Origin of the sequence: Micromonospora sp. URMC 107, assembly GCF_051386315.1 — a bacterium.
Lineage (GTDB): Bacteria > Actinomycetota > Actinomycetes > Mycobacteriales > Micromonosporaceae > Micromonospora.
In genome coordinates, this window is the sequence record NZ_JBPQTK010000099.1 from 1 (window position 1) to 23,220 (window position 23,220).

Here is a 23,220-nt window from a genome sequence, read left to right on the forward strand (position 1 = left end):
CCCGGGCCCGCCCGGGCCCGCCGCCGACCTCGGTGACGAACAGACGGCGGCCGACCCGGCCACCGGGGCGGGTCCCGCCCCCGCCCGTCGTGCCGCCGGCGGCGCGGACGCTCCGGCGTCCGAGCCGACCGACCGCGCGGACGCTCCGGCGTCCGAGCCGACCGACCTCGCGGACGGACCGGCGTCCAAGCCGACCGACCGCGCGGACGGGCCGACCGTCCACGCGGACGCGCCGGAACCTGGGCCGACCGACCTCGCGGACGGCCCGACCGGCCGCGCGGAGGATGCGCAGAACGGAGCGGACCCGGGCGGCCCGACCGGCCGCGCGGAGGAGGCGGGGCGCGGAGCGGACCCGGGCGGCCCCAGCGTGCTCGACCTGCTCAACGACGCCGGCGCACGGCGGGACCTGCCCGGCTACCTCGGCATCCTCGCCGCCGTGGCCGTCTGCGTACCGCTGGCGGCGGAGCCGGGGCCGGACCGCGACGTGCCCTGGACGATCGTCACCGATCCGACCGGCGCGCCGCTGCTGCCCGTCTTCACCTCCCCGGAGGCGCTGACCGCGTTCGCCGGGGAGGGCGTGCCGTTCGTCGCCGTGCCCTGCGCGGACCTGCTCGCGGACTGGCCCGACCCGGCGTGGGGGCTGGTGGTGGACGCGGGCACCCCGCGCGCCCTGGCTCTCGGCGCGCCGTCGCTGGCCGCCCTGCTGGCGGCGAACCCGCCGCCCGGCTGACCGCCGGTGGGCGGCCGTACCGCTACCGGGCGCGACGGCTCCGCCGGACGAGCCGCACGGCGAACACCACCGCGCCGACGACGAGCAGGACGCCCAGGAGCTGGAGGCCCGGCGAGTCGTCGGCCTCCCCGAGCACGACGCCGGCGACACCGAGGGCGACGACGAGGAGTGCGACGAGGGCGAGCAGGTACTTCATGGGGTCTCCTTCTCAGCGGCCGAACCCGTGCCGGTCCGGCCGGGTGGCGGGTCGTGGTGGGTCGGTCGGCGCGTGGCGCGCGGTGCGCCGCGACGGTTCATTCGTCGACCCACTCGAGCAGGTCGCCGGGCTGGCACTCGAGCACCCGGCACATCGCTTCCAGGGTGCTGAACCGGACGGCCTTGGCCCGGCCGTTCTTCAGCACCGCCACGTTCGCCGGCGTGAGCCCGACGCGCTCGGCGAACTCACCGACGCTCATCTTGCGCTTCGCCAGTTCGACGTCGATGCGGACGACGATGGGCATCAGATCACCGCTTCCATGTCGGTCCGCAGCGTCGTGGCCTGCCGCAGCAACGCGCGCATGACCACCATCAGCAGGCCCAGCACCGCGACACCGACCAGCATCAGGAACAGCAGGAGCGGCAGCCCGGGATCGGACGCCCGGAAGCCGACGTAGAGGAACACGCCCAGCAGCACCACCCAGGCGGCGACGATCGCCCACACGATCGCGTTCACCCACGCCATCGAGGCGTCACTGAAGATGCGGTCGTTCTTGACCAGGGTGAGCAGCTTCCAGGTGGACACGATCACCACCTGCACGCACAGCACCCAGAACACCGAGACGGCGGTCATCGGCCATCTGAGGTAGGCGGACTCCGGGGACTCCTCGGCCATGTGTGCGAACTGCCCGGGCAGCGAGAAGGTCTGCAGCATGACCAGGATCCCGAACAGCACCACGAGGAAGACTCTGAGCGGGGCTACCGCTCGATGCTCGTTGAACATGCATCGACTATCGCTCTCAACCTATCGAAAGTCAATAGGTTCGGCGATTCACGGAGAGGCTGGGGCACCACGCCTCGGCCGGATCGCGCGGGGCCTGCCGCCGGCGCCTCCGCCGGGCACCCCGCCGCCGCCGGCCGCGTGGGCACCCGCCGCGCGGCCCGGCGCAGCGGCACGGGTCACCGGCGAGGGGGTGGCGGACGGCCGCGGGGCTGGGCAGCATAGGTCCATGGACTACGAGTACGCGCCGCTGCGGCTGCCGCCGAACGTCGACCGGTTGACCGCCGCGGCGCAGTTGGCGATCCAGGCGGAGTTCTCCGGATGGGAGTTGGCGCGGGTGCGGCTGTACCGCGACGGCACGCGGCAGGTGGTGCTGCGCCGCCGGCGGGTCAACCAGCCGCAGCCGGGACTGTCGTACTGAGCACGGCACGAGCAAGGCCCGGGGCCGACCGGTCGGTCGGCCCCGGCCGTCACCGCCTCGCGGGCGGGTCGTCAGCGCCTAGTGGGCGTGGTCGTGCTCCTCGTCGAGCTCCATGAACGGGTGCTCGTCGAGCCGGCCGACCAGCCGGTCGTCGGCGGCCGGCTGGAACGGGCCCACCGGGTCGTCGTCGTCGAAGGACTCCAGGTCGACCGGGGTGCCGACCTCGCTGACCATCACCACGCCGTCGAGCGGCTCCAGCTCCGGCACGTCCAGCGCGCCGAGCGAGCCGTCGCCGCTCTGGAGCAGCTCCAGCACCGCCTCGCCGACGCCCTCGACGGGCTCCGGCTCGTCCTCGGCCGGGGTGCCCTCCCGCCGGGCGGCCTCCGCGACCCGGATCAGCGCCGACACGCTCGGCACCCGGTAGTCGCGCCGCTGGCGCACCGAGACGACCCGCGGGTGCGGGTCGGTGGGCTCCACGCCCTCGGCGTCGCCGAAGCGCTGGTCCGCCTCGTCCGGGTCGATCGACTCGACGTCCCACGGGGTGACCTCGCCGAAGGCGTCCAGGAGTTGCTCGTCGTACGCGAAGGACGCGTTGTTGAGCGCGACGTACGCCTGCCAGACGTCGTCGTCGTCGATGCGGCCCTGCGCGGCACGGACGGCGGCCAGGTGGTGGCGGGCCGCATCGATCACGCGCTCGAGGGCGGCGTCCAGCTCACCGTGCTGGTCGGTCATGTGGGTCAGTCCCTTCACGATCAGAGGTTCCGCCGGAACACCGGGGTTCCTGGCGGGGGCTAGCAGGTGCGGAGGAACCGGTCGAGAACCCGCACGCCGAACTGTAGTCCGTCCACCGGAACCCGCTCGTCGATGCCGTGGAACAGCGCGGAGAAGTTCAGGTCGGCGGGCAACCGCAACGGCGCGAAGCCGAAGCAGCGGATGCCGAGCTGCGAGAACGCCTTCGCGTCGGTGCCGCCGGAGAGCATGTACGGCACCGGCCGCGCCCCCGGGTCCTCCGCGCGCAGCGCGGCGGACATCGCGTCGACCAGGTCGCCGTCGAACGTCGTCTCCAGCGCCGGCTGGCGCTGGACGTACTCGATGGCGATGTCCGGGCCGACCAGTTCGCGCAGCTGCCGCTCCAGCAGCTCCGACTGCCCCGGCAGGCTGCGGCAGTCGATGGTGGCGGTGGCCCGGCCGGGGATGACGTTGTCCTTGTACCCGGCGGCGAGCCGGGTCGGGTTGGCGGTGTTGCGGATCGTCGCGCCGATGATGTTGGCGATCGGCCCGAGCTTCGCGATGGCGGTCTCCGGGTCCTCCGGGTCCAGCTCGATGCCGAGCAGGTCGGAGACCTCCTCCAGGAACGCCCGCACGGTGTCCGTGACCACGACGGGGAAGCGGTGCCGGCCGACCCGGGCCACCGCCTCGGCGAGCGCGGTGACCGCGTTGTCGTCGTGCACCATCGAGCCGTGCCCGGGGCGGCCCTTGGCGTGCAGCCGCAGCCAGTCGATGCCCTTCTCGGCGGTCTCGATCAGGTAGAGCCGCTGACTGTCGTTGACCGAGTAGGAGAAGCCGCCGACCTCGCCGATGGCCTCGGTGCAGCCGTCGAGGAGGTCGCGGTGCCGCTCGACCAGGAAGTGCGCGCCGTAGTCGCTGCCCGCCTCCTCGTCGGCCGTGTACGCGAGGACGATGTCCCGGGGCGGGCGGACCCCGGTGCGCTGCCAGTGCCGCACCACGGCCAGCACCATCGCGTCGAAGTCCTTCATGTCGATGGCGCCCCGGCCCCACAGGTAGCCGTCGCGCAGCTCCCCGGAGAACGGGTGCACCGACCACTCGTCGGCGTCGGCGGGGACGACGTCGAGGTGGCCGTGCACCAGCAGCGCCCCGCGGCCGGGGTCGGTGCCGGGGATGCGGGCGAGCAGGTTGGCCCGGCCGGGCGCCGACTCGTGGATGACGGACTCGACGCCCACCTCGGCCAGCTTCTCCGCCACGTACTCGGCGGCGAGGCGTTCCCCGGCGCTGGTGTCGTTGTCCCCGGTGTTGGTGGTGTCGATCCGCAGGAGGTCGCGGCAGAGGTCGACGACCTCGTCGGTGGGGTCGGGTCGGGCGGAGGCGGCGTCGCTCGTCATCGGTTCTTCATACCAGCCCACCGGCCCGACGCGGCCGCCCCGCCCCGCCGCGTCGGCTCCGGCGGGACGGGACGGGCGGCGACCGGGCACGGTTTCGCCGCCGACGCGGCCGGGTACCGCCGCTCGCGACCGCTCCCCCACCACGTGCGCCGCCCGCCACCCGAGGAGGGCACCATGACCGTTCCCCTGCCACCGCTGCCGCCCACCGGAGAGGACGAGGACTTCCGCCCCGGCGGGCGCAGCGTCGCCGACATCCTCGACGCCGAGCACCGGCAGCTGCGGGAGCTGCTGCGGCGGCTCACCGACCCGGGCCCGGAGCCCGCCCCCGAGCGCGGCGTGGAGGTGCTCACGGCGGCGCTCTCGCGGCACCTCTCCGCCGAGGAGCAGTACCTGCTGCCCGCCGTCCGGGCCGCCCTGCCCGACGCGGCGGACCGGATCGACCGGGCCATCGCGGACGACCGGGCCCTGCTGACCGCCCTGAAGGGGCTCGCCGGTGACGGGCTCGCCGACGTCGCCGCGCGCGTCCACCGCCACGTCGAGGAAGCGGGCGCGCTGGTCGCGGCGCTGCGCGAGGTGGCCAGCGCCGAGGAGCTGATCCGCCTGGGCAACCGGCTGGAGATCGCCGAGGAGGCGGCCCCGACGCGCCCGCACCCGGGCACCCCGGCGACCCCGCCGTGGAACCGGGTCGTCGAGCCCGCGGTGGGCGTGGTCGACAAGGTCCGCGACGCCGTCACCGGCCGGCCCACCTACCTGGCCGACCTGACCGAGCCGCCGCCGGGCTGAGCCGGCGCGGCCGAGCCGCCCCCGACCGGGGCGGCGGGCCGGGGCGGATCCGACACCCATCGGAAAGCGTTGATCCGTTCAGGGCCTTCCGTCGGCCGCTACGGGGTCATACCGTCACGGTATGAATCTGGAGCTGCGACACCTGAGGGTGGTCTGCGCGATCGCGGAGACGGGGAGCGTGACCAAGGCGGCATCGACGCTCGGCCTGGCCCAGCCGGCACTCACCGCCCAGCTCCAGCGCATCGAGCGGACCCTGGGCGGGCCCCTGTTCGAGCGGGACCGCCGCGGCGCCCGCCCCACCGCCCTCGGCGAGCTGGTGCTCGCCCGGGCCCGGGTGCTGCTGCCGGCCATGAAGGGCCTCCAGGACGAGGCGGCGCGGCTGGCCGGCGCCGGGGACGCGCCCCGGCGGTACCGGTTCGGCGGGGTGAACAGCCCCATCCTCGGCCGGCTCGTGCACCGGCTCGCCGCCGAGCCTCCACCGGCCCAGATCACCACCCACGCCACCTGGTCGGCCGAGGAGCTGGCCCAGCTGGTCGCCGGCGGCCGGCTGGACTTCGCGCTGATCGGGGTGTGCGGCGACGCGGCCCCGCCGGCCGAGTACGGGTTGAGCTGGCGGGAGGTCGCGGTCGACCCGGTGCTGGTGCTGCTGCCCGAGCAGCACCCGCTGGCCGGGCGGGCCGAGGTGAACCTGGTGGACCTGTCCCGTGAGCAGTGGGTCGCCGCGCCCGGCGACGGCTGCTTCGGCGACTGCTTCGCCGCCGCCTGCGCCCGCGCCGGCTTCACCCCCCGCAAGGTGTACGAGACCGACGTGCGCTGCTGCATCGACATGGTGGACTCGGGCGAGGCGATCGCGCTCTGCCAGGCGACCTTCCGCCCGGTCGCCGGGCTGGTCACCCGGATGCTGGCCGGGACGCCGCTGCGCTGGCGGCTGATGCTGGGCTGGCATCCGGACTCCCCCGCCGCCCGCGACGCCGAACTGGTGCTGGAGACCGCGCTGGCCGCGTACACCGACTCGCTGGCGGCGCACCCGGAGTACCTGGCCTGGCTGCTGCGCAACCCGGGCTACGGGGGGCGGAGGTTGACGGCTGCCGGGGCCGACGGGGTGCGAACGCCGTAGCGCCGGGTATCAGGCGGACATGACCGATCCCAACCCCGCCGACGACCGGGAGCTCCTCCGGCAGGCGGCCGCCGCCCACACCGCCGCCGCCCGCGACGTGGAGGCGTTCCTGCGGCGCCTGCCCGAGGTGCCCGATCCGGCCGACGTCACGGAGTACGCCAACCTGCTGACCCGCGAGGAGCGGGCGCGCGCCGACCGCGAGGCGGCGGCCGACGCCGCGGGCCTGACGATCGGCAGCCTGGAGAGCGACCACGGTTGAGCACGGGGCCGGGTCAGCGTTCGACCAGGACGTCGTGGCCCAGGTCGAGCAGGGCGTGCCGCCACTCGTCGTCGGCGTTGCCGCGCGGCGGCTTCTCGTCCAGCAGGGTCTGGATCTCGTCGATCGCGTCCCGCATCACCCGGATGTCCTCCGGCGTGAGGTCGACCTTGCGTTTGCTCAGCACCCGGAGGATCCGCCGGCCCATCCCGGGCAGGTCGAGGTCCGGGTCCGGCCCGAACGACTCCTCCCCCGAGCCGCGGGTGAGCAACCACTGCCGCAACTGCTCCGAGGGGACGTTCACCTGGGCGTGGAAGTCGTCCCAGAGCACCTCCACCTCGGGTTCGAGCCGCTGCTCGCGTACCATCAGCCCTCCTCTCGACGGCGGCGGTCGGACTCCGCCGGCTCCGGGTCCTCACCCTGCTGGTCCACGCCCTCCGGCGGCATCCGCACCCGGGCGGGGTTGGCGGTCGGCGGGGCCACGATCGGATCGGTGCGCTCGCTCTCGTCCCGGGTCTCCTCGGGTTCGCTCATGTCCGCCCTCCGGTCATCGGGGATGGGACGTCGTGGCCGGGGTGTAGCCGCGCTCGCCGGCCGCCACGTCGAAGGCGAGTCGCCCGTCGCGGGCGTCCACGGTGACCTTTTGGCCGGATGAGACCGCCGACTCCAGCAGCATCCGGGACAGGTGGTTGTCCACCTCCCGCTGGATGACCCGGCGCAGCGGCCGGGCGCCGAACTCCGGCTGGTAGCCGTGCTCGGCGATCCAGTCGATGGCGGGGGTGGTGAAGTGGACCTGGATGTCCTGTGCGTGCAGCCGGCGGCGGGTCTCCTCCAGCAGCAGGCCGGTGATCTGGCGCAGCTGCTCGGCCTCCAGCCGGCGGAAGATGATCACCTCGTCGATGCGGTTGAGGAACTCCGGCCGGAAGTTCTCCTGAAGCCGGCGCATCAGCCGCTCGCGCAGCTCGTCGCGCTCCTGTTCGCCGCCCTCCGCGCCGGTGCCGAACCCCACGGCGCGCTGGGCGCCGGTGATCAGCTCCGAGCCCAGGTTGCTCGTCATGATCAGCACGGTGTTCTTGAAGTTGACCGTACGGCCCTGGCTGTCGGTGAGCCGCCCGTCGTCGAGCACCTGGAGCAGGATGTTGAACACGTCGGGGTGGGCCTTCTCGATCTCGTCGAGCAACACCACCGCGTACGGACGGCGCCGGACCGCCTCGGTGAGCTGGCCGGCCTCCTCGTAGCCGACGTACCCGGGCGGGGCACCGACCAGCCGGCTGACCGTGTGCCGCTCCTGGAACTCGCTCATGTCCACCCGGACCATCCGGTCGGCCTCGCCGAACAGCGCCTCCGCCAGCGCGCGGGCCAGCTCGGTCTTGCCGACGCCGGTCGGCCCGAGGAAGAGGAAGCTGCCCATCGGGCGGTCCGGGTCGGCCAGCCCGGCCCGCGAGCGGCGGACCGCCTCGGCGACCGCGGTGACCGCGTCCTCCTGGCCGACCACCTTCTCGTGCAGGTGGCCCTCCAGTCGCAGCAGCCGGTCGCGCTCCTCCTCGGTGAGTTGGCTGACCGGGATGCCGGTGGCCCGGGAGACCACCTCGGCGATCTCCTGCGGCCCGACGGCCGGCACCTGCGACGTGCCGCCCTCGTCGCCCCGGGCCCGGCGGATCTGCGCCTCCAGCTCGGCGAGCTGGTCGCGCAGCGCGGACGCCTTCTCGTACTGCTCGTCGGCGACGGCCTGCTCCTTGTCCCGGCGTACCTCGTCGAGCTGCGTCTCCAGCTCCCGCACGTCGGAGGCGGGGGTGCGGGTGCGCAGGCGGACCCGGGCGCCGGCCTGGTCCATCAGGTCGATCGCCTTGTCCGGCAGGAACCGGTCGGTGACGTACCGGTCGGAGAGCTCGGCCGCGGCGACCAGCGCCTCGTCGGTGAACCGCACCTGGTGGTGGGCCTCGTAGCGGTCGCGCAGCCCGCGCAGGATCGCCACGGTGTCGTCGACGGTGGGCTCCGGCACGAACACCGGCTGGAAGCGGCGGGCCAGCGCCGCGTCCTTCTCGATGCTCTTGCGGTACTCGTCCAGCGTGGTCGCGCCGATCACCCGCAGCTCGCCCCGGGCCAGCGCCGGCTTGAGCATGTTCGAGGCGTCCATGCCGCCCTCGCTGCCCGCCCCGCCCGCGCCGACCAGGGTGTGGATCTCGTCCAGGAAGACGATCAGCTCGTCGCGGTGCGCCCGGATCTCGTCGATGACCTTCTTCAGCCGCTCCTCGAAGTCGCCCCGGTACCGGGTTCCCGCCACCAGGCCGGCCAGGTCGAGCTGCACCACCCGCTTGCCGAGCAGCGTCTGCGGCACGTCGCCGTCGCAGATCCGCTCCGCCAGGCCCTCCACGATCGCGGTCTTGCCGACGCCGGCCTCGCCGATCAGCACCGGGTTGTTCTTCGTCCGCCGGGACAGGATCTCGACGGCCTGTTCGATCTCCTCGGCCCGGCCGACCACCGGGTCGATCTGGTCGTTGCGGGCCAGGTCGGTGAGGTCCTGGCCGTACTGGTCCAGGGTGGGCGTGCCGCGGTCGGGCTTCGGCCCGGTCATCGGCCCGCGCTCGGCGCTGGCCGCCTGCAACGACTCGGGCTGGATGCGGCCGGCTGCGAGCATCCGCCCGGCCGGGGACTCCGGGTTCAGCGGCAGCGCCATCAGGATGTGCTCGGGGCCGATGTAGTTGGCGCCCATCGCCCGGGACAGCTGGTGGGCGTCGAGCAACGCCCGCTTGGCCGCCGGGGTGAGCGACAGGTTGGGCGGCACCTCGCCCCGGGGCGCGCCGTCGCCGCGCCCGCCGAGCGCGTTGAGCAGCGTGTCCGGGTCGGCGCCGGCGCGGCGGACGAGGTCGCGCAGCGGTTCGCGTTGCAGCGCGGCCCAGAGCAGATGGTCGGTGTCGAGGTCGGTGCTCTGCCGCTGGGCCGCCCGGCGGGCCGCGTCGGCCAGCATCTCCCTGGCGTCGGCGGTCATCAGCCGGGTGATGTCGACCCGGTGCGCGGGTCGGCGCCCACCCTCGCCCCGGCCGAAGTACCGGGCCAGGAACTCGTCCCAGGGGTCGGAGCCGAAGTCACCGGGTCCCATCATGTCTGTCCTCCGCAGTCGGGCGCGACGGTCGCCAGGGGCTACCCCGCGACCGTCGCGACAAACGCCGCCGCACCGGGGGCGGCCCGCGGAAGGAAGGGCGCCGCCTCGACGCTCCCGGCCAGCAGCCCTTCCCCGCCTTCCGGCCGGGCGGGTGGCAGGCTGGCGGCATGGACCCGACGACGCCGCTGCTGATCGTGGACGCCGCCAACGTGGTGGGGTCCCGCCCGGACGGCTGGTGGCGGGACCGCGCGGGCGCGACCGCGCGGCTGCGCGACTCGCTGGCCCCGGTGGCCGCCGCCGGGCTGCCCCCGGAGCTGCCGGCGCCGGTGGAGGTGGTGCTGGTGGTGGAGGGGCGGGCGCGGGACGTGCCGGGCACGGCCGGGGTCCGGGTGGTCGCCGCCCCCGGGTCCGGGGACGACGCCGTCGTCGACCTGGTCGCCGCCGCGCCGCGGCGCCGGCGACTGGTCGTCACCGCCGACCGTGAGCTGCGGGAACGCGTCACCGCGCAGGGCGCCGAGGTGTACGGACCGCGCTGGCTGCGGGACCGGGCGACCCCGCCCGCGCAGTCCCACTGATCGGACTACCGTCGCTTCCGGTCGACAACCGGTCAGCGGGGCAGGAACACTGACAGGGCGGATGTTCTCTCACCGTGAGGGATAGGCTCTAATGGAGGCCTCCCCGCCCCCAGGAGGTTTCGCCGTGGCGAGCGTCGCCGAGCTCAAGGCAGCCATCGATGTCGCGCTCCAACAGATCGGCGACGGCCAGAGCGCCGTGCAGGCGGCCGGCGAGAAGCTGGCCGAGGCGCAGCAGACCCTGGCCGGCGCGCTGGAGGGCAGCGGGCACGAGACGGTCGAGGCGGCCCAGTCCTCGCTGACCCAGGCCAGCCAGGAGCTGGAGGAGTGCCTCGCCGCGACACTCGTCGCCGTCGAGCAGGCGCAACTCTACGTCGCGACGCTCTGAGGCCCGGCCGTGTCCATCGTCGAGGACGTCGGCGCACAGGTCCGCGCCGCCGCCGATGACCTGCCCCTCGCGCAGCTGGCCCTGGCGCTGGAGAAGTTCGGGCTGGCCGCCGAGCGGCTGCGCTGGGTCCGTCAGGAGTCGGCCAACCCGATGGGGGTGCCGGAGCTCTCCGCCGCCACCGAGCACGCCGAGACGGCCGGCTACGCGCTGCGCGTCGCGCAGGAGCAGTTGTCGGCGTACCTCGCCGCGATCGGGCTGGCCGCCGACGGCTCCCCGGCCCCGCGGCCGCAGGAGCAGCAGCGCCGGCCCGCGCACGACGCGCCGCGCGAGGCGGCCCCGGGGGCCGCGGCCCCGGAGCCGGCCGCCGACGTGACGCCCCGCCGCTGGTGGTCGGTACGGGTCGCCGAGCTGACGGGCGGCCGGGAGGGCCCGCCGGAGGAGCCCGACGAGAAGGTCGGCGACTCCCGGGAGCTGCTGCGCCGGGTCGTCGGCGGGGTCCGTGCCGGCGACCGCGACCGGCTGCACACCGAACTGCGCCGCGCCCACGCCGACGTCGGCCTCGGCCTGGCGGCGGTGGCCCCGCCGCTGCTGCGCGAGCTGGCCGGCGAGCTGCTCGGGCACCCGCCGCGCGCCGAGGACCTCGGACGGTTGCACCGGGAGCTGGACGGCCGGGTGCGCGACCTGCTGCCGGGCCTGCCCCCGGCGGTGCTGGACACGCTGCTGACCCGGATCTGCCGGATGCCCCCGCCGCGGCGCGACGAGGCGGAGCAGCCGCACGCCGCCGACCCGGCGGTCACCGCGGGGGTGCTCACCGGGGTGCTGCTGGCCCGGCTCGGCAGGGACCTGCCCACCGACGACGAGCGGGCCCGGCACGCCGAGACCGCCCGGGAACAACGCGCCGCCGCCGAGCGGGACCGGCAGGCGGAGGCCGCCCGCGACCGGGCCGACGACGCCGAGTGGCAGCGCCGCGCCGCCGCCGCGAAGGGCCGGGTGGCCGCCGCGCGGGAGCGCGTCGCGGCGGCCCGCGACCGGGCGGAGGCGGCTCACGACCAGGCGGCCGCGGCTCGGGAGCGGGCGACGACGCACGGCCAGGCACCGGACCGGGCGGGGACGCCCGGCCAGGTTGGCCCGGCGCGGGACCGCGCGGCGGCACCCCGCCAGGCCGGCCCGGCGCGGGACCGCGCGGCGACCGCGCGCCCGGGCGGCTCGACGGGCACCGACGGCCCGGCGGCGCGACGGGGTGGACCGGCCGCCGACGGACCCGCCGCGGGGCGGCCCGGGTCGGCCGGCCGCGTCTGGTCGAGTCCGCCCTCCGGCCGGCCGGCGGGCGGCGACGTGGATCGGCGCGGGCGGGGCGTCGATGGCTGACCGGCGCGGCCAGCTGGTCACCCGGGTCCGGGGCATGTTGGGCGAGGCCCTCGGCGCGACCCGGACCCGGCTGTCCACCGCGCAGGCCGAGCTGACCACGGCCCGGGAGCGGCTGGCGAAGGTCCGGCGGGCCGCGGCGGTCGTGCCGGAGCGGGTGGGTGCGCAGCGCGACCGGCGGCTGGCCGAGATCGACGACCGGCACGCCGCGCGGATCGCGGAGCTGGCCCGGCGCGCGGCGGACGCGGCGCAGCGGGAGGCCCCCGGCGCGGCCTCCGCGGACTGGACGCGGTGGCGGCCCACCCCGACCCGGCGGGCCGAGCCGCCGGGCGCGCTGCGCATCGGCACGGTACGCATCCCCGGCGCCGAACCGGTGCCGGCGCTGGTGCCGCTGCTCGACGCCGGCCACGTCGAGCTGACCGGGGACGACCGGGAGGGCTGCGACGCGGTGGTGTCGGCGCTGCTGCTGCGCGGCGTCGGGCGGGCCGACCCGGGTGCCGTCCGGCTGGTCGGCTACGACCCCGAGCACCTGGGCGGCGGCCTGGCCGGCTTCGCGCCCCTCGGCACCGCCGGGCTGCTCACCTTCGTCGGCCCGGGCGGGCTGGCCCGGCTCCTCGACGACCTGGTCGAGCAGATCCGCCGGATCAACGAGACGGTGCTGGCCGGGGAGTACGGCTCGCTGCGTGAGCTGGCCGCCGCCACCGGTCGCCGGCCCGAGCCGTGGCGGGTGGCGGTGCTGCTGGGCGGCGACGAGCTGTCGCGGCACGAGCGCGGCCAACTCGACCGGGTGGTCCGCACCGGAGCGGCCTGCGGCGTGCACCTGGTGGTCCGGGGCGTGTCGCTGCCCGAGGATCCCACCGTGACCCGGGTGGGCGCGCACGCCGACGGCGCCCGGATCGGCGGGCCGACCGGCCTGCCCGTACGCCTCGACCCACCGCCCCCGCCGGCCCTGGTCACCGAGACCTGCCGGGAGGTGGCGGCGCGGGTGAACGCCGGCCCCGCCCCGACCCCGTTCACCGACCTGCTGCCGCCTCCGGAGCAGATGTGGCGGGAGGATTCCGCCACCGGGTTGACGGCCCCGATCGGCGAGGGCCCGCACGGCCGGCCGGTGCTGCTCACCCTGGGCGACTACCCGCCGCACGCGCTGATCGGCGGCCCGTCGGGCACCGGCAAGACGAACCTGATCTTCGCCTGGATCGGCGCGCTGGCCGCCCGCTACTCCCCCAGCGAGCTGGAGTTCTACCTGCTGGACTTCAAGGAGGGGGTGTCCTTCGCCCGGTTCGCCAAGGGCCGGCGGGACCCGAGCTGGCTGCCGCACATGCGGCTCGTCGGGATCAACGTCAACACCGACCGGGAGTTCGGCCTGGCGTTGCTGCGCTTCCTCGCCGAGGAGTTGCGCCGGCGGGCCGACGCCGCGAAGAAGCACGAGGTCACCAAGCTCGCCGAGCTGCGCGCGGTCGACCCCACGGGACACTGGCCGCGGATCGTCGCGGTGGTCGACGAGTTCCAGATGCTGCTGGCCGGGCGGGACGTGGTCGCCCGGGAGGCGGCCGACCTGCTGGAGGACCTGGCCCGGCGCGGCCGCTCCCAGGGCATCCACCTGGTGCTCGCCTCCCAGGACGTGCGCGGCATCGAGGCGCTGTGGGGCCGGCCGGCCCTGGTCGCGCAGTTCACGTTGCGCATCGCGCTGCCGAAGGCCCTGCGGATCCTCGCCGAGCGCAACGACGCCGCCCAGTCCCTGCCGCGCCACCACGCGGTGGTCAACGCCGAGTCGGGCATGGCGGAGGGCAACCAGGTCGCCCGGATCCCGTCGGCCAGCGACTGGGAGACGTGGAGCGAGTTGCAGCACCGGCTGTGGCGGATGCGACCGCAGGACGCCGCACCGGCCCGGCTCTTCGACGGCGACGCGATCCCCCGGCTCGCGGACGCGCCGGACTTCCGGGCGCTGACCGCGCCGGAGACGGGGCACCCGCGTACGCCGGTCGCGCTGCTCGGCGAGATCATCGACGTGCAGGCCCGCTCGGCCGCGCTGCGGCTGCCCCGGGCTCCCGGCCGCAACCTGGCGGTGCTCGGCACCCGGGTCGACGAGGCCTGCGCGGTGCTCGACGCGGCGGCCCGCTCGCTGGCCCGCCAGCACCGCCCCGGCACGGCCCGGTTCTCCATCGCCTGCCTCGACCCGGACGCCGACCCGGCCGCCCGGTCCCTCTACGAGGATCTCGCCGACGACGCCGCCTGGTACGACGAGGAGACGGTCGGCGAGCTGATGGCCGAGGCCGCCGAGGGGCTCGCCACGCCGGGCACCCCGCACTACCTGCTGCTCTTCGCCGTCGACGCGGCGGCCGGGGCGCTGGCGACGCGGATCGGCCGGCGTACCGGGCTGGAGGAGCTGCGCCGGATCCTGCACGACGGGCCGGAGCGGCGCACCCACGTCCTGGCCTGGTGGCGGGGTGTCGCCCGGATGCGCGCCGACCTGGGCGGGCCGGCGGCCCGGACGGACCAGATCGGCGCCTGGGTGGCGCTGGACGCCCACGGTGGCGAGCTGGGTTCGTCGCTCTATCCGGGCACCGGCGGCCCCGACTGGTATCCCCGCCCCTGGCGGGGGCTGTTCTTCGACCGGGCGGTGCACCGCACCGGCCAGGTGATCATCCCCTACGGACCCGCGCGATGAACGAACCGGTGACCAGCGAGACGTACGCGGCCCAGATCCGTCGGCTGGCCGACCTGAGCGCGCGGGTGCGCGTCCAGCGGGCCGAGGCGCACACCTGGCACGACCAGCAGTGCGCCGCGGCCGAGCGGGCCGTCGCCGAGGCGGAGGCGGAGCTGCGGCGCGCGGAGCGGGAGCTGGTGGACGCCCGGGAGGAGCAGGAACGGGTGGACGCCGAGGTCGCCGACCTGTGGCAGCTGCTGCGCGGTCGGCTCGGTGGCTCGGGCCGCCGGGTGGGCGGGCCACCGGCGCCGGTGCCCGGGGCGACGGGTGACCCGGCTCCGCTGCTGGCCGGCGTGCGGGACCTGCTCAACCGCACCCGCCAGCCGGGCGACCTGCCGGGCTCGGTCAACCCGCTGCTGGCGTTGTGCGGGGTGGCCGGCGCGGTGCTCGCGTACGCCCTCGGCGGCGCGGCCCGGGCGGCGGGCGACCGGTACGGCGGCGAACTGGGGGTCGGGCTGCCGGTGCTGGCCCTGGTGGTGACCCTGCTGGGCCCGCTGGTCGGTCTGGTGCCGGCGAAGGTCCTCGCCGACCGGCGGCACGCCGTGCTCGGCCCGCGGCCGATGACCGTCGTGCTCGTCGCCGGGCTGGTGACCACCGTCGCGCTGCTGGTCGCCGGCCGCTGAACCGCGGCCCCTGCTGAACCCCGACCCCGCTGCCGAACCGCGGCCCCGCCGCCGAACCGTGGCGCCACCGCCGAAGCGTGGCCCCGCTCAGGCGGGGACCAGCACCGCCTCGCGCAGCAGGCGACGGGCCAGGGTGAGCCGGTCGGCGTCGTCGTCCAGTCCCGGCAGGTCGCCGACCCGGACGGGTCCGGCGTCGAGCAGGGCGTGTACGGCCGGCGCGCACGACGCGGGCAGGGTGATCGTGCGGTCGAACAGCACCAGCGCGACCCGGTCGCCGCGCGGGGTGAGCCGCCAGCGCAGGCCGGGGCGCGGGGCGAGCCGGGTGTCGACGTCCAGCGCCGCCAGCGCGGCGGCCTGCGCCAGGGGTCGGATGGGCGCGGGCCGGGCGGCCGGCCAGGCACGCTGCCGCAGCCGGGCGGCGACCACCGCCGGGTCGGCCCGCAGCAGCCAGTCCCGCAGCGCCTCCACCGTCTCGGTCAGCTCCGGCTCGATCGCGTCCGGGTCGGCCACGTCGGTGCCGAACGGCAGCGTGGCGCGCAGCCGTTGGTCCTCGGCGGCGAGGGCGAGCAGCTCCTCGACCATGGCGTAGCGGGTCAACGCCCGTACGCCGACGGTCAGGTGCAACGAGCTGGACTCCTGGGCCTGCGCGCTGTGCAGCCAGCCGCGGGGCAGGTAGAGCGCGTCGCCGGGGGCGAGCACCACGTCCAGCGCGGCCGGCCCGTCCGCGGTGGCGGCGACCTCGTCGGCCCGGCCGCCCCAGGTCTGCTTCTCCAGCGGGTCGGGCAGCACCGGCGGGTGGATCCGCCAGTGCTTGCGGCCGTCGACCTGGAGGACGAAGACGTCGTGGGTGTCGTAGTGGGTGGCGAAGCCCTGGCTGCCGGCCGGGGTCAGGTAGGCGTTGACCTGCAGCGGCTGCCCGACCGCGGTGCCGAGCTCGCGGGTGAAGTCGATCAGGGCCGGCCAGGTGCGGTGCAGGCCCTGCAGGACGAGGGTGGCGCCGCCGGCGTACAGCTCCAGCACCCGCTCGTCGAGGACCTGGTCGGTGATCTCCGCGCCGGCGCCGCCACCGCCGGTGAAGCGGGCCGCCGGCACGAGCTGGCCGTCCTTGGCGATCCGCAAGAACGGTGTGCGCAGGCCGCGGCGGCTGAGCAGCTCGTCGGCGTCGGCGGGGCTGAGCAGATCGGTGAAGCCGGCCGGGTTGGGCAGCTCGTCGGCGCGGGAGAGCAGCGGCGTGCGTCCCCAGTGGGCGGCGGCGAACTTCGCGGGCTCCACCGACACGCAGCGGGCGAGCGCGGCGGCGGCCTCGGACGGCACCGCCGGGCGGCCGTGGCCGCCCGGCGGGTCGATGTCTGTCACGGCGGTCCGTCAGGCGGCGCTGCCGTCGGCGCCACCGTCCTGCTGGCCGGGGGTCGCACCGCCGTCGGCGGGGCCCTCCGCGCCACCGTCGGCGCCGCCGTCCTGCTGGCCGGGGGTCGCACCGCCGTCGGCGGGGCCCTCCGCACCCTGGTCGGCGCCCTTGTCGGCACCACGCTCGGCACCGCGGTCGGCACCACCGTCGGCGCCACCGTCCTGCTGGCCCGGGGTCGCGCCGCCGTCGGCCGGGCCCTCGAGGCCGCCGCCGCTGGTGGTCTGCATGTCGTCGTCGTTGAGTGCCATCGGTGCTCCCTAGGGATGTGCCGCCCCGCCGTTACGCCGGGGTCCGTCGTGCAGCGGGTGGTACCCCCCGCGCGATCTTCTCTAACCCCACCGTAGACGTCCGATCCGGTTCACACCGGCGGTTCGCCGTGCCCGCTCGGGCCGTCGGAGCTGCGCCGTCGCGCGGCGCCACGGCGCCGACGGTGACAGGATGTCCTCTCGACCAGGAGGTGACGATGACCGAGACGACGGGGCCCCGCCCGCTCGAGCCGGTGACCGAGCAGTGGCAGCGCGCGCTGGCGATCGTGGCCCACCCCGACGACCTGGAGTTCGGCGCCGCCGCCGCGGTCGCCCGCTGGACGGCGCAGGGCAAACAGGTCGTCTACTGCCTCGTCACCAGCGGCGAGGCCGGCATCGACGCGATGCCCCCGCCGCGCACCAGGGAGGTCCGGGAGCGGGAGCAGCGCGAGTCCGCGGCCCTCGTCGGGGTGGAGACCGTGGAGTTCCTCGGCCTCCCCGACGGCATCCTCGAGTACGGCGTGCCGCTGCGCCGCACCCTGGCCGGGGTGGTCCGCCGGCACCGCCCCGAGATCGTGATCACCAACAACTTCCGGGACACCTGGGACGGCGCGTACACGCTGAACCAGGCCGACCACATCGCCACCGGGCGGGCGGTGCTGGACGCCGTCCGCGACGCCGGCAACCGGTGGGTGTTCCCGGAGCAGCTCGCCGACGGGGTCGAGCCGTGGAACGGGGTGCGCCAGGTCTGGGCCGCCTCCTCCCCCCTCGCCGCGCACGGGGTGGACGTCACCGACACGTTCGAGCGGGGCGTGGCCTCACTCAGGGCGCACGACGCGTACCTGGCCGGGCTCGGCGACGGCAGCTTCGACGCCGAGGAGTTCCTCGAAGGGCTCAGCCGCCCCGCCGGCACCCGGCTGGGCGTCCGCCACGGCGCCGCCTTCGAGGTCTTCCACTTCGACCTCTGGTAGGGACGGCGAGGATGATCCTGCTCGGCACCTCGGGGTGGCAGTACCGCGACTGGCGGGGCCGCTTCTATCCGGCCGGGCTGCCGCAGCGGCTCTGGCTGGAGCACTTCGCCGCCCGGTTCGCCACGGTGGAGGTGAACAACGCCTTCTACCGGCTGCCCGAGCGCGACACCTTCGCCGCCTGGCGGGCCCGCACCCCCGACGACTTCTGCGTGGCGGTCAAGATGAGCCGCTACCTCACCCACATCAAGCGCCTGCGCGACCCGGCCGAGCCGGTGGCCCGTTTCCTGGGCCGGGCCACCGCGCTCGGCGACCGGCTCGGCCCGGTGCTGCTGCAACTGCCCCCGAACCTGCCCGCCGACCCGGCGGCGCTGGACGCCACGCTGCGGCTCTTTCCCGCCGACGTGCGGGTCGCCGTCGAGCCGCGGCACCCCTCGTGGTGGACCGACGCCACCCGCGCCGTGCTGGAGCGGCGGCGGGCGGCGCTGGTCTGGGCGGACCGGCTCGGCCGGCCCGTCGCGCCCCGCTGGCGCACCACCGACTTCGGCTACCTGCGCCTGCACGAGGGGCGCGCCAACCCCTGGCCCCGGTACGGCCGCGCGTCGCTCGCCTCCTGGGTCCGCCGACTCGCCGACGGCTTCGGCGACGACGAGCCCGCGTACGTCTACTTCAACAACGACCCCGGCGGCGCCGCCATCGTCGACGCGACGGCCTTCGCCGCGCTCGCCCGTCGGGCCGGCCGGTCGGTCAGCCGCGTCCCCGGGCCGCCGCCGGCCCCCGACGACGCGTCCGCGGGCCCGGTGCCGGCGGGCGAGCCGGCGTGAAGCCCGCCCCACCCGAGGTGGAGCGGGCCGTCGCGGACGGGCGTCGCGTCAGGGAATGATGTTCGCCATGTCCTTGGGCATGGTGGCCTTCACGTCGTCCCACTCGCCCTGGGTCACGTGCCGGCGCAGGGTGTCCAGCACCACCTGCACCACGCGCTCCGGGCCGCCCTCGACGTCGTACGGGAAGCCCTGCCGGACCTCCAGCAGGAAGTCGTCCCGGTTGAGCTTGATCGGCACGTCCTGCGGCTTCCAGCCGTCGAAGTAGATCCCGCGCACGAGCACCGGCAGCTGCGCGGCGAACTCCACGCTCTCCTGCACCGGCATCCGGTCGCGCAGCAGGTGCAGCACCGTGCGCAGCGCGCAGTAGGACTGGTTGCGTTGCTCCTTGGGCCAGCCGTAGGCCTGCTCGATGTCCTTGAGGATCAGGTTGGTCTTGTCCATCGAGGACTCGAACGCGGAATGCAGCTGCTCAGCCATCTGTCCACCCCCGTACGTCGGTCTCCCACCGTCGGTCGTCGTCACGTCGCGGCGGCCCCACCGGGCCACGCGGCTGCCGGGTCGGGCTGACCCGCGCGGGGCGTGCCACCCACCGGGCGTCGGCGGACGACCCCACGACGTGCAGCACGGCACCGCGCCGTCGACCCGGTACCACCCGAACCGTCATCTCCACCCACCTCCGTGGTGTCGCGTCCTCCGCGGCCACGGTCGACCGCACACACCGTCCATGCTGCGCGGCGACGGGGTGAGCGGCCCTCACCCGGACGGAATGAAACGCCGCCCCGGCTCAGTCGGCGTCGAGCAGACCGGCGAGGGTCGCGGCGTTGGTCTGCGCGTAGTCCCGGTAGCAATTGTTGAGAAGCACGTGGGTCTCGCCGGTGGAGTCGGCCAGCTCGCGCAGCTTCGGCGCCCAGTCGCGCAGCTCCCGGTCGGTGTAGCGGTAGCCGAACTTCTCGTGGATGTCCTTGCTCGTCCACTTGTCGCTGTGCCCGTGGAAGCGCACGACCGCGAGGTCCGCGGTGGCGGCCAGCACCGGGGGCACCGACGAGCGGTGCCCCTGCGGCATGTCCACGCAGACGTACGCGAGCCGGTGCTCGCGCAGGAAGGCGAGGGTCTCGTCGGCGTTGTCGCCGTCGAACCAGGAGGCGTGCCGGAACTCGTAGACCGGGCGCAGCGGGGCGCACCGCTTCGCCACCTCCAGCAGGTACTGCTTGTTGTCCCGCTTGATGGTGAACCAGGGCGGGAACTGGAACAGCAGCGCGCCGAGCTTGCCCGCCCGCACCAGCGGGTCCAGCGCGGAGAGGAAGCGCGTCCAGACCTCCTCGTACGCCTGCGCCGGCAGGTCGTCCGGGTACAGGTTCTTCTTCCCCGTGTCCGGCCGGAGGTCCTTGTAGAGCGCGCTGGGCCGGGTCGGATGCCCGGTGAGCAGGCTGAACGCCTTGACGTTGAAGGTGAAGCCCGCCGGGGTGCGCTCGGCCCACAACCTCGCCGTGCGCTCGGCGGGCGGCGAGTAGTAGGTGGCGTCCACCTCGACCAGCGGGAACTGGCGGGCGTAGTAGGCCAGCCGCTTCTCCGGAGTGTCGGCGGTCTGCGGGTACCAGCCGGAGTCCAGCAACGTCCGGTCGGTCCAGGAGGCGGTGCCGACCTTGATCTCACCCATGGGTCGACCTCACCGCGTTCCGGACCGACCGGCAACCGCTGGCGGGATCAGGCCGCCCGACGCTCCCGGTTCTGCTTGCACTGCACGCAGGTGGTGGCGGAGGGGAAGATCTCCAGCCGCTCGACGGGGATCGCCGACGTGCAGCCCTCACAGAAGCCGTAGGTGCCCTCCTCCAGCCGGGTGAGGGCGTGCTCGTACTGGGCGCGACGGTCGAGGATGGTCCGCAGGAGGGACTGCGCGGTGTCCCGCTCCGCCGTCTTGGTGCCGCTGTCGGCCTGGTCGTCGCCGGCGGTGTCGCCCACCTCCACCAGCCGCAGCACCTGGCTCTGCAGCACCGCCTGCTCGTACTCCGCGGACAGCTCGTCGTAGCGGGCCTGCAGGGAGCGCCGGATCTGGTCGATCTCCGCCTGGGATCGGCCCGTACCGATCGTGTCGTGGACGAGCATCGCTGCCTGCCTTTCTGGCCTGGAAATCCGCCGGGGCACCGGTACGTGCGCCCGGCCCCCGTGGTGGTCTGTGCGCGGGCGGATCACCCGCGCTCTGTGAGCCGGGCGATTACCCCGCCCCACCGACGCTCAAACCGACGAGTTTTCGCCACGTCGCGGTGTCAGGGCGACACCGGGGACTCCACCAGCGCCGGGTGGCGCGGATCGTCGGCGCGGACCACGACGTCGGCGAACGAGGCCGGGGCGACCTCGTCGGCGTACCGGGCGAAGGCGGGCAGCGTCCACCGCAGCGCCGGGTCGGTGCGCCGGGCCAGGGCCGCCGGGGAGAGCACCAGGTGGACCGTGACGTCGAAGGGCAGGCCCCCGCCGAGCAGCAGCGCCCCGCTGACCAGCAGGACGCCCCCGGGCGGCAGGTCGACGTACGCGGCGCGGCTGGCCCGGTCGGCGGTGGCGTCCCACAGCGACGGCAGCACCCGCCCGGAGCCGCCGGGGCCGGCCGGGTCGAGCACCTCCCGGCGCAGCCCCGGCTCGTCGACCCACCCCTCGTAGAACGCGTCGGGGTTCCTCCGGCCGTGCTCCAGGCGCACCGAGGCGGGGCGGAGGAAATCGGCGGCCCGTACGTGCAGCGCGGGCCGGCCGAGCGCGCGCAGCGGTTCGACCAGCGCGGCGGCGAGTTCGTCCGGGCCGGCCGCCGGGGCGCCGTCGACGGCCACCCGCAGCCGGCCGGGGGCGCCGGCGAGGCGCTCGGTCAGTTCGACGACGAGCCGCTGCGGGGAGATGGGTCGGATGCGCATCCGACCATGGTGCCCCGCCGGTCGCCGCGGACGGCGTCAACCGCTTCGGTCGATGGTGACGTGGGCGTCGTCGGCCAGTCGGTAGCCGACGCCGTAGACGGTGGTGACCAGCGGAACGTCGACGCCGACCTTGCCGCGCAGCCGGCGGACGTGCACGTCCACGGTGCGCACGCCGGCGTGCTCGTAGCCCCAGACCGCGTTGAGCAGCTGCAACCGGGTGAAGACCCGGCGGGGGTGGGCGACGAGGTGCAGCAGCAGGTCGAACTCCAGCCGGGTCAGCGGCAACGGCTCGCCGTCGCGCAGCACCGACCGGGAGGACGCGAGGATGTGCAGGGTGGGGATGGTCGCGGCCGCGGCCGGGCGGGACGGCGAGCGGCCGGCGGGCACCGGGTCGGGGCGGCGGTCGACGGTGGCGGTGATGATCGTGCCCTCGCCGCGTTCCAGCATCTCCCGGGCGGCCTCCAGCAGCCGCCGGGCGGGCGGGGTCAGCGACTCCTCGGATGCCAACGGGATGTTCAGGGTCACCGTGAGCATCGGTGCGGCGGTGTTGGCGGGACGACGCTGGCCCCCCGGCGGTCGACCGGGAACAGCGGGCTGGGACGTATGCCATCCGGCGCGCGACGAGGCGGGGCTGACCGACATGGTCCTCCTTGGCTGGTCCGGGTATCTCCCCACGGCCCGGGACGCCGCTCCATCGATGCTTCCCGGCGCCCGGGCGAGGGTCAAGGGGCGGCTGCGTTGCATGAATGTGACAATTGACCGACGCATCGGAGCCGAATGCTCGCTCTGCGTACGAGGCCTGATGATTACAGCAGAGCCGCCGGGTTGGCCCGATAGGGGGGTGCCCGCCCGGTTCACGGTGGTCGGTGCGGGTGGCGTCGGGGGTGGACGGACGTGGATCCCGTCGGCCCGGCCGAGGGCCACGGGCCCGCGACCGGTCGGCGCGCGGCGTACCGGCGACGGGACCCCCGACCCGGGACGCGGCGGGGGGGGGGGGGGGGGGGGGGGGGGGGGGGGGGGGGCGGGGGCGGGGGTCCCGTCGCCGGCACGCCGCGCGGGTGGCGCCGTCAGCGACTGCGTTCGATCTCGATCCGGGCCTCGTCGGCGAGGCGGTAGCCGACGCCGTAGACGGTGGTCACCACCGGCATGTCCGCGTCGAGCTTGGCGCGCAGCCGGCGGACGTGCACGTCGACGGTGCGCGCCACCGCGTGCTCGTAGCCCCACACCCGGCTCAGCAGCTGGAGCCGGGTGAACACCCGACGGGGCTGCTCCGCCAGGAACAGCAGCAGGTCGTACTCGATCCGGGTCAGCGGGATCACGCGGGAGCCCTGGTGGACCACCCGCGACCCGGTGGCGATCCGGATCGCCTGCGGGTCCACGACGGCCGGCACCGGGCGGGGCGCCGCCGGCCGGTCCTCGGCGACGCCGGGCCCCAGCCGCCCCTCCCCCGACTCGGCGAGTTCGCCGATCAGCTCCAGCAGCCGGGCCAGGCGGGGGCTCACCGGCCCCGGGGCGAGGTCGAGGGTGATGGTGACGGTCGGCGCGGGACGCGGGCGGACCGGCGCGATCCGCTCGGGGCGCGTGGTGGAGTGGATCCGGGTGGGAATGGCGACGACGGACATGGAGCCTCCTGCGGCGGTGGTGCCGCCACGCCCGGTGGAGCGTAGCGGTCAGGACGGCGCCCGGCCGGCGGTCACCGGGGGCGCGGGGGTGGACG

28 protein-coding genes are annotated in these 23,220 nt (G+C 75.5%); 12 read left to right on the forward strand and 16 right to left on the reverse strand.

Annotated elements, in window-relative coordinates; translation table 11 throughout:
* Nucleotides 1–730 (forward strand): SseB family protein (locus ACSNN9_RS20795; protein WP_436674968.1); only part of this gene is annotated, 730 nt, incomplete at its 5' end.
* A gap of 22 nt (nt 731–752) precedes the next feature.
* Here ACSNN9_RS20795 and ACSNN9_RS20800 read toward each other — a convergent pair.
* The 3 genes from ACSNN9_RS20800 to ACSNN9_RS20810 all read right to left on the reverse strand — a co-directional run bounded on the left by ACSNN9_RS20800 (nt 753) and on the right by ACSNN9_RS20810 (nt 1,664).
* Nucleotides 753–926 (reverse strand): hypothetical protein, encoded by a 174-nt coding sequence (locus tag ACSNN9_RS20800; protein WP_436674969.1) that lies wholly within the window; start codon nt 924–926, stop codon nt 753–755.
* Between the two features lie 97 nt (nt 927–1,023).
* Entirely contained in the window at nt 1,024–1,230 is a 207-nt protein-coding gene (locus tag ACSNN9_RS20805) for a helix-turn-helix domain-containing protein (RefSeq protein WP_120783492.1), read from the reverse strand.
* Nucleotides 1,230–1,664 carry a DUF2975 domain-containing protein gene (locus ACSNN9_RS20810; protein ID WP_358094233.1) on the reverse strand — a complete coding sequence of 145 codons (435 nt, stop codon included), beginning with the start codon at nt 1,662–1,664 and terminating at the stop codon, nt 1,230–1,232. The genes ACSNN9_RS20805 and ACSNN9_RS20810 overlap by 1 nt, the downstream gene beginning before the upstream one ends.
* A gap of 271 nt (nt 1,665–1,935) precedes the next feature.
* Between ACSNN9_RS20810 and ACSNN9_RS20815 the strand changes: the two genes are divergently transcribed.
* Nucleotides 1,936–2,127, forward strand: coding sequence for a DUF5703 family protein (locus ACSNN9_RS20815; RefSeq protein ID WP_013734349.1), 192 nt, complete (start codon nt 1,936–1,938; stop codon nt 2,125–2,127).
* 78 nt (nt 2,128–2,205) lie between these two features.
* Here ACSNN9_RS20815 and ACSNN9_RS20820 read toward each other — a convergent pair whose 3' ends face one another.
* Both ACSNN9_RS20820 and ACSNN9_RS20825 read right to left on the reverse strand, forming a co-directional pair.
* Nucleotides 2,206–2,859, reverse strand: coding sequence for a hypothetical protein (locus ACSNN9_RS20820; protein WP_436674987.1), 654 nt, complete (start codon nt 2,857–2,859; stop codon nt 2,206–2,208).
* Between the two features lie 59 nt (nt 2,860–2,918).
* Complete coding sequence (locus ACSNN9_RS20825) at nt 2,919–4,247, reverse strand: M20/M25/M40 family metallo-hydrolase (protein ID WP_436674970.1); 1,329 nt, start codon at nt 4,245–4,247, stop codon at nt 2,919–2,921.
* 174 nt (nt 4,248–4,421) lie between these two features.
* Between ACSNN9_RS20825 and ACSNN9_RS20830 the strand changes: the two genes are divergently transcribed.
* From ACSNN9_RS20830 to ACSNN9_RS20840, 3 genes are all read left to right on the forward strand, one after another.
* Nucleotides 4,422–5,030, forward strand: coding sequence for a hemerythrin domain-containing protein (locus ACSNN9_RS20830; protein ID WP_358094147.1), 609 nt, complete (start codon nt 4,422–4,424; stop codon nt 5,028–5,030).
* Between the two features lie 121 nt (nt 5,031–5,151).
* On the forward strand, nt 5,152–6,147 hold the full coding sequence (locus ACSNN9_RS20835) for a LysR family transcriptional regulator (protein WP_357880475.1): 996 nt from the start codon (nt 5,152–5,154) through the stop codon (nt 6,145–6,147).
* A gap of 19 nt (nt 6,148–6,166) precedes the next feature.
* On the forward strand, nt 6,167–6,406 hold the full coding sequence (locus ACSNN9_RS20840; RefSeq protein ID WP_436674971.1) for a hypothetical protein: 240 nt from the start codon (nt 6,167–6,169) through the stop codon (nt 6,404–6,406).
* Nucleotides 6,407–6,419: 13 nt separating this feature from the next.
* Here the strand turns inward: ACSNN9_RS20840 and ACSNN9_RS20845 are convergent, their stop codons facing one another.
* Genes ACSNN9_RS20845 through ACSNN9_RS20855 form a run of 3 tightly spaced genes read right to left on the reverse strand, consistent with a single transcriptional unit; the run spans nt 6,420 to nt 9,506 of the window.
* The gene (locus ACSNN9_RS20845) at nt 6,420–6,770 is read right to left on the reverse strand and encodes a DUF3140 domain-containing protein (protein ID WP_436674972.1); all 351 of its coding nucleotides are present in this window, start codon (nt 6,768–6,770) and stop codon (nt 6,420–6,422) included.
* Entirely contained in the window at nt 6,770–6,937 is a 168-nt protein-coding gene (locus ACSNN9_RS20850; RefSeq protein WP_436674973.1) for a hypothetical protein, read from the reverse strand. Before ACSNN9_RS20850 ends, ACSNN9_RS20845 begins: the two co-directional genes overlap by 1 nt.
* A gap of 13 nt (nt 6,938–6,950) precedes the next feature.
* Complete coding sequence (locus tag ACSNN9_RS20855) at nt 6,951–9,506, reverse strand: ATP-dependent Clp protease ATP-binding subunit (protein WP_436674974.1); 2,556 nt, start codon at nt 9,504–9,506, stop codon at nt 6,951–6,953.
* Between the two features lie 167 nt (nt 9,507–9,673).
* On the opposite strand from ACSNN9_RS20855, the gene ACSNN9_RS20860 reads away from it, so the two are divergent.
* The 5 genes from ACSNN9_RS20860 (at nt 9,674) to ACSNN9_RS20880 (ending at nt 15,161) form a co-directional block, all read left to right on the forward strand.
* Nucleotides 9,674–10,081 (forward strand): hypothetical protein, encoded by a 408-nt coding sequence (locus ACSNN9_RS20860; protein ID WP_436674975.1) that lies wholly within the window; start codon nt 9,674–9,676, stop codon nt 10,079–10,081.
* A gap of 124 nt (nt 10,082–10,205) precedes the next feature.
* Complete coding sequence (locus ACSNN9_RS20865) at nt 10,206–10,466, forward strand: hypothetical protein (protein WP_089000636.1); 261 nt, start codon at nt 10,206–10,208, stop codon at nt 10,464–10,466.
* Nucleotides 10,467–10,475: 9 nt separating this feature from the next.
* Entirely contained in the window at nt 10,476–11,834 is a 1,359-nt protein-coding gene (locus tag ACSNN9_RS20870) for a hypothetical protein (RefSeq protein ID WP_436674976.1), read from the forward strand.
* The gene (locus ACSNN9_RS20875; protein WP_436674977.1) at nt 11,827–14,499 is read left to right on the forward strand and encodes an FtsK/SpoIIIE domain-containing protein; all 2,673 of its coding nucleotides are present in this window, start codon (nt 11,827–11,829) and stop codon (nt 14,497–14,499) included. Before ACSNN9_RS20870 ends, ACSNN9_RS20875 begins: the two co-directional genes overlap by 8 nt.
* Nucleotides 14,496–15,161, forward strand: a complete 666-nt coding sequence (locus tag ACSNN9_RS20880) for a hypothetical protein (RefSeq protein WP_436674978.1) — start codon at nt 14,496–14,498, stop codon at nt 15,159–15,161. The genes ACSNN9_RS20875 and ACSNN9_RS20880 overlap by 4 nt, the downstream gene beginning before the upstream one ends.
* 87 nt (nt 15,162–15,248) lie before the next feature.
* Here the strand turns inward: ACSNN9_RS20880 and ACSNN9_RS20885 are convergent, their stop codons facing one another.
* Together ACSNN9_RS20885 and ACSNN9_RS20890 are read right to left on the reverse strand one after the other, a co-directional pair.
* Complete coding sequence (locus ACSNN9_RS20885; protein WP_436674979.1) at nt 15,249–16,517, reverse strand: cupin domain-containing protein; 1,269 nt, start codon at nt 16,515–16,517, stop codon at nt 15,249–15,251.
* A 9-nt stretch (nt 16,518–16,526) separates the two neighbouring features.
* Nucleotides 16,527–16,817, reverse strand: coding sequence for a hypothetical protein (locus ACSNN9_RS20890; RefSeq protein ID WP_357883262.1), 291 nt, complete (start codon nt 16,815–16,817; stop codon nt 16,527–16,529).
* Nucleotides 16,818–17,032: 215 nt separating this feature from the next.
* Between ACSNN9_RS20890 and ACSNN9_RS20895 the strand changes: the two genes are divergently transcribed.
* Together ACSNN9_RS20895 and ACSNN9_RS20900 are read left to right on the forward strand one after the other, a co-directional pair.
* Nucleotides 17,033–17,785 (forward strand): PIG-L deacetylase family protein, encoded by a 753-nt coding sequence (locus ACSNN9_RS20895; protein WP_436674980.1) that lies wholly within the window; start codon nt 17,033–17,035, stop codon nt 17,783–17,785.
* Between the two features lie 11 nt (nt 17,786–17,796).
* Nucleotides 17,797–18,606, forward strand: a complete 810-nt coding sequence (locus tag ACSNN9_RS20900) for a DUF72 domain-containing protein (RefSeq protein ID WP_436674981.1) — start codon at nt 17,797–17,799, stop codon at nt 18,604–18,606.
* 48 nt (nt 18,607–18,654) lie between these two features.
* Here the strand turns inward: ACSNN9_RS20900 and ACSNN9_RS20905 are convergent, their stop codons facing one another.
* From ACSNN9_RS20905 to ACSNN9_RS20930, 6 genes are all read right to left on the reverse strand, one after another.
* The gene (locus tag ACSNN9_RS20905; protein ID WP_436674982.1) at nt 18,655–19,083 is read right to left on the reverse strand and encodes a DUF2267 domain-containing protein; all 429 of its coding nucleotides are present in this window, start codon (nt 19,081–19,083) and stop codon (nt 18,655–18,657) included.
* 307 nt (nt 19,084–19,390) lie between these two features.
* The gene (locus ACSNN9_RS20910; protein WP_436674983.1) at nt 19,391–20,263 is read right to left on the reverse strand and encodes a DUF72 domain-containing protein; all 873 of its coding nucleotides are present in this window, start codon (nt 20,261–20,263) and stop codon (nt 19,391–19,393) included.
* Nucleotides 20,264–20,310: 47 nt separating this feature from the next.
* Entirely contained in the window at nt 20,311–20,709 is a 399-nt protein-coding gene (locus ACSNN9_RS20915) for a TraR/DksA family transcriptional regulator (RefSeq protein ID WP_089000644.1), read from the reverse strand.
* Between the two features lie 161 nt (nt 20,710–20,870).
* A complete protein-coding gene (locus ACSNN9_RS20920; protein ID WP_436674984.1) occupies nt 20,871–21,503 on the reverse strand; it encodes a uridine kinase in 633 nt (210 codons plus the stop codon).
* Between the two features lie 36 nt (nt 21,504–21,539).
* Complete coding sequence (locus tag ACSNN9_RS20925; protein ID WP_436674985.1) at nt 21,540–22,145, reverse strand: winged helix-turn-helix domain-containing protein; 606 nt, start codon at nt 22,143–22,145, stop codon at nt 21,540–21,542.
* A gap of 425 nt (nt 22,146–22,570) precedes the next feature.
* Nucleotides 22,571–23,125: a winged helix-turn-helix domain-containing protein gene (locus tag ACSNN9_RS20930; protein WP_436674986.1), complete on the reverse strand. Its 555-nt coding sequence runs from the start codon at nt 23,123–23,125 to the stop codon at nt 22,571–22,573.
* Nucleotides 23,126–23,220: the final 95 nt, after the last annotated feature.

What these genes read in the sequence shown, in the direction of transcription:
- ACSNN9_RS20800 (WP_436674969.1), bottom strand. Translation starts at nt 926, where the DNA reads ATGAAGTACCTGCTCGCCCTCGTCGCACTCCTCGTCGTCGCCCTCGGT.
- ACSNN9_RS20805 (WP_120783492.1), bottom strand. Translation starts at nt 1,230, where the DNA reads ATGCCCATCGTCGTCCGCATCGACGTCGAACTGGCGAAGCGCAAGATG.
- ACSNN9_RS20815 (WP_013734349.1), top strand. Translation starts at nt 1,936, where the DNA reads ATGGACTACGAGTACGCGCCGCTGCGGCTGCCGCCGAACGTCGACCGG.
- ACSNN9_RS20820 (WP_436674987.1), bottom strand. Translation starts at nt 2,859, where the DNA reads ATGACCGACCAGCACGGTGAGCTGGACGCCGCCCTCGAGCGCGTGATC.
- ACSNN9_RS20825 (WP_436674970.1), bottom strand. Translation starts at nt 4,247, where the DNA reads ATGACGAGCGACGCCGCCTCCGCCCGACCCGACCCCACCGACGAGGTC.
- ACSNN9_RS20830 (WP_358094147.1), top strand. Translation starts at nt 4,422, where the DNA reads ATGACCGTTCCCCTGCCACCGCTGCCGCCCACCGGAGAGGACGAGGAC.
- ACSNN9_RS20835 (WP_357880475.1), top strand. Translation starts at nt 5,152, where the DNA reads ATGAATCTGGAGCTGCGACACCTGAGGGTGGTCTGCGCGATCGCGGAG.
- ACSNN9_RS20840 (WP_436674971.1), top strand. Translation starts at nt 6,167, where the DNA reads ATGACCGATCCCAACCCCGCCGACGACCGGGAGCTCCTCCGGCAGGCG.
- ACSNN9_RS20845 (WP_436674972.1), bottom strand. Translation starts at nt 6,770, where the DNA reads ATGGTACGCGAGCAGCGGCTCGAACCCGAGGTGGAGGTGCTCTGGGAC.
- ACSNN9_RS20850 (WP_436674973.1), bottom strand. Translation starts at nt 6,937, where the DNA reads ATGAGCGAACCCGAGGAGACCCGGGACGAGAGCGAGCGCACCGATCCG.
- ACSNN9_RS20855 (WP_436674974.1), bottom strand. Translation starts at nt 9,506, where the DNA reads ATGATGGGACCCGGTGACTTCGGCTCCGACCCCTGGGACGAGTTCCTG.
- ACSNN9_RS20860 (WP_436674975.1), top strand. Translation starts at nt 9,674, where the DNA reads ATGGACCCGACGACGCCGCTGCTGATCGTGGACGCCGCCAACGTGGTG.
- ACSNN9_RS20875 (WP_436674977.1), top strand. Translation starts at nt 11,827, where the DNA reads ATGGCTGACCGGCGCGGCCAGCTGGTCACCCGGGTCCGGGGCATGTTG.
- ACSNN9_RS20880 (WP_436674978.1), top strand. Translation starts at nt 14,496, where the DNA reads ATGAACGAACCGGTGACCAGCGAGACGTACGCGGCCCAGATCCGTCGG.
- ACSNN9_RS20890 (WP_357883262.1), bottom strand. Translation starts at nt 16,817, where the DNA reads ATGGCACTCAACGACGACGACATGCAGACCACCAGCGGCGGCGGCCTC.
- ACSNN9_RS20895 (WP_436674980.1), top strand. Translation starts at nt 17,033, where the DNA reads ATGACCGAGACGACGGGGCCCCGCCCGCTCGAGCCGGTGACCGAGCAG.
- ACSNN9_RS20900 (WP_436674981.1), top strand. Translation starts at nt 17,797, where the DNA reads ATGATCCTGCTCGGCACCTCGGGGTGGCAGTACCGCGACTGGCGGGGC.
- ACSNN9_RS20905 (WP_436674982.1), bottom strand. Translation starts at nt 19,083, where the DNA reads ATGGCTGAGCAGCTGCATTCCGCGTTCGAGTCCTCGATGGACAAGACC.
- ACSNN9_RS20910 (WP_436674983.1), bottom strand. Translation starts at nt 20,263, where the DNA reads ATGGGTGAGATCAAGGTCGGCACCGCCTCCTGGACCGACCGGACGTTG.
- ACSNN9_RS20915 (WP_089000644.1), bottom strand. Translation starts at nt 20,709, where the DNA reads ATGCTCGTCCACGACACGATCGGTACGGGCCGATCCCAGGCGGAGATC.
- ACSNN9_RS20920 (WP_436674984.1), bottom strand. Translation starts at nt 21,503, where the DNA reads ATGCGCATCCGACCCATCTCCCCGCAGCGGCTCGTCGTCGAACTGACC.
- ACSNN9_RS20925 (WP_436674985.1), bottom strand. Translation starts at nt 22,145, where the DNA reads ATGTCGGTCAGCCCCGCCTCGTCGCGCGCCGGATGGCATACGTCCCAG.
- ACSNN9_RS20930 (WP_436674986.1), bottom strand. Translation starts at nt 23,125, where the DNA reads ATGTCCGTCGTCGCCATTCCCACCCGGATCCACTCCACCACGCGCCCC.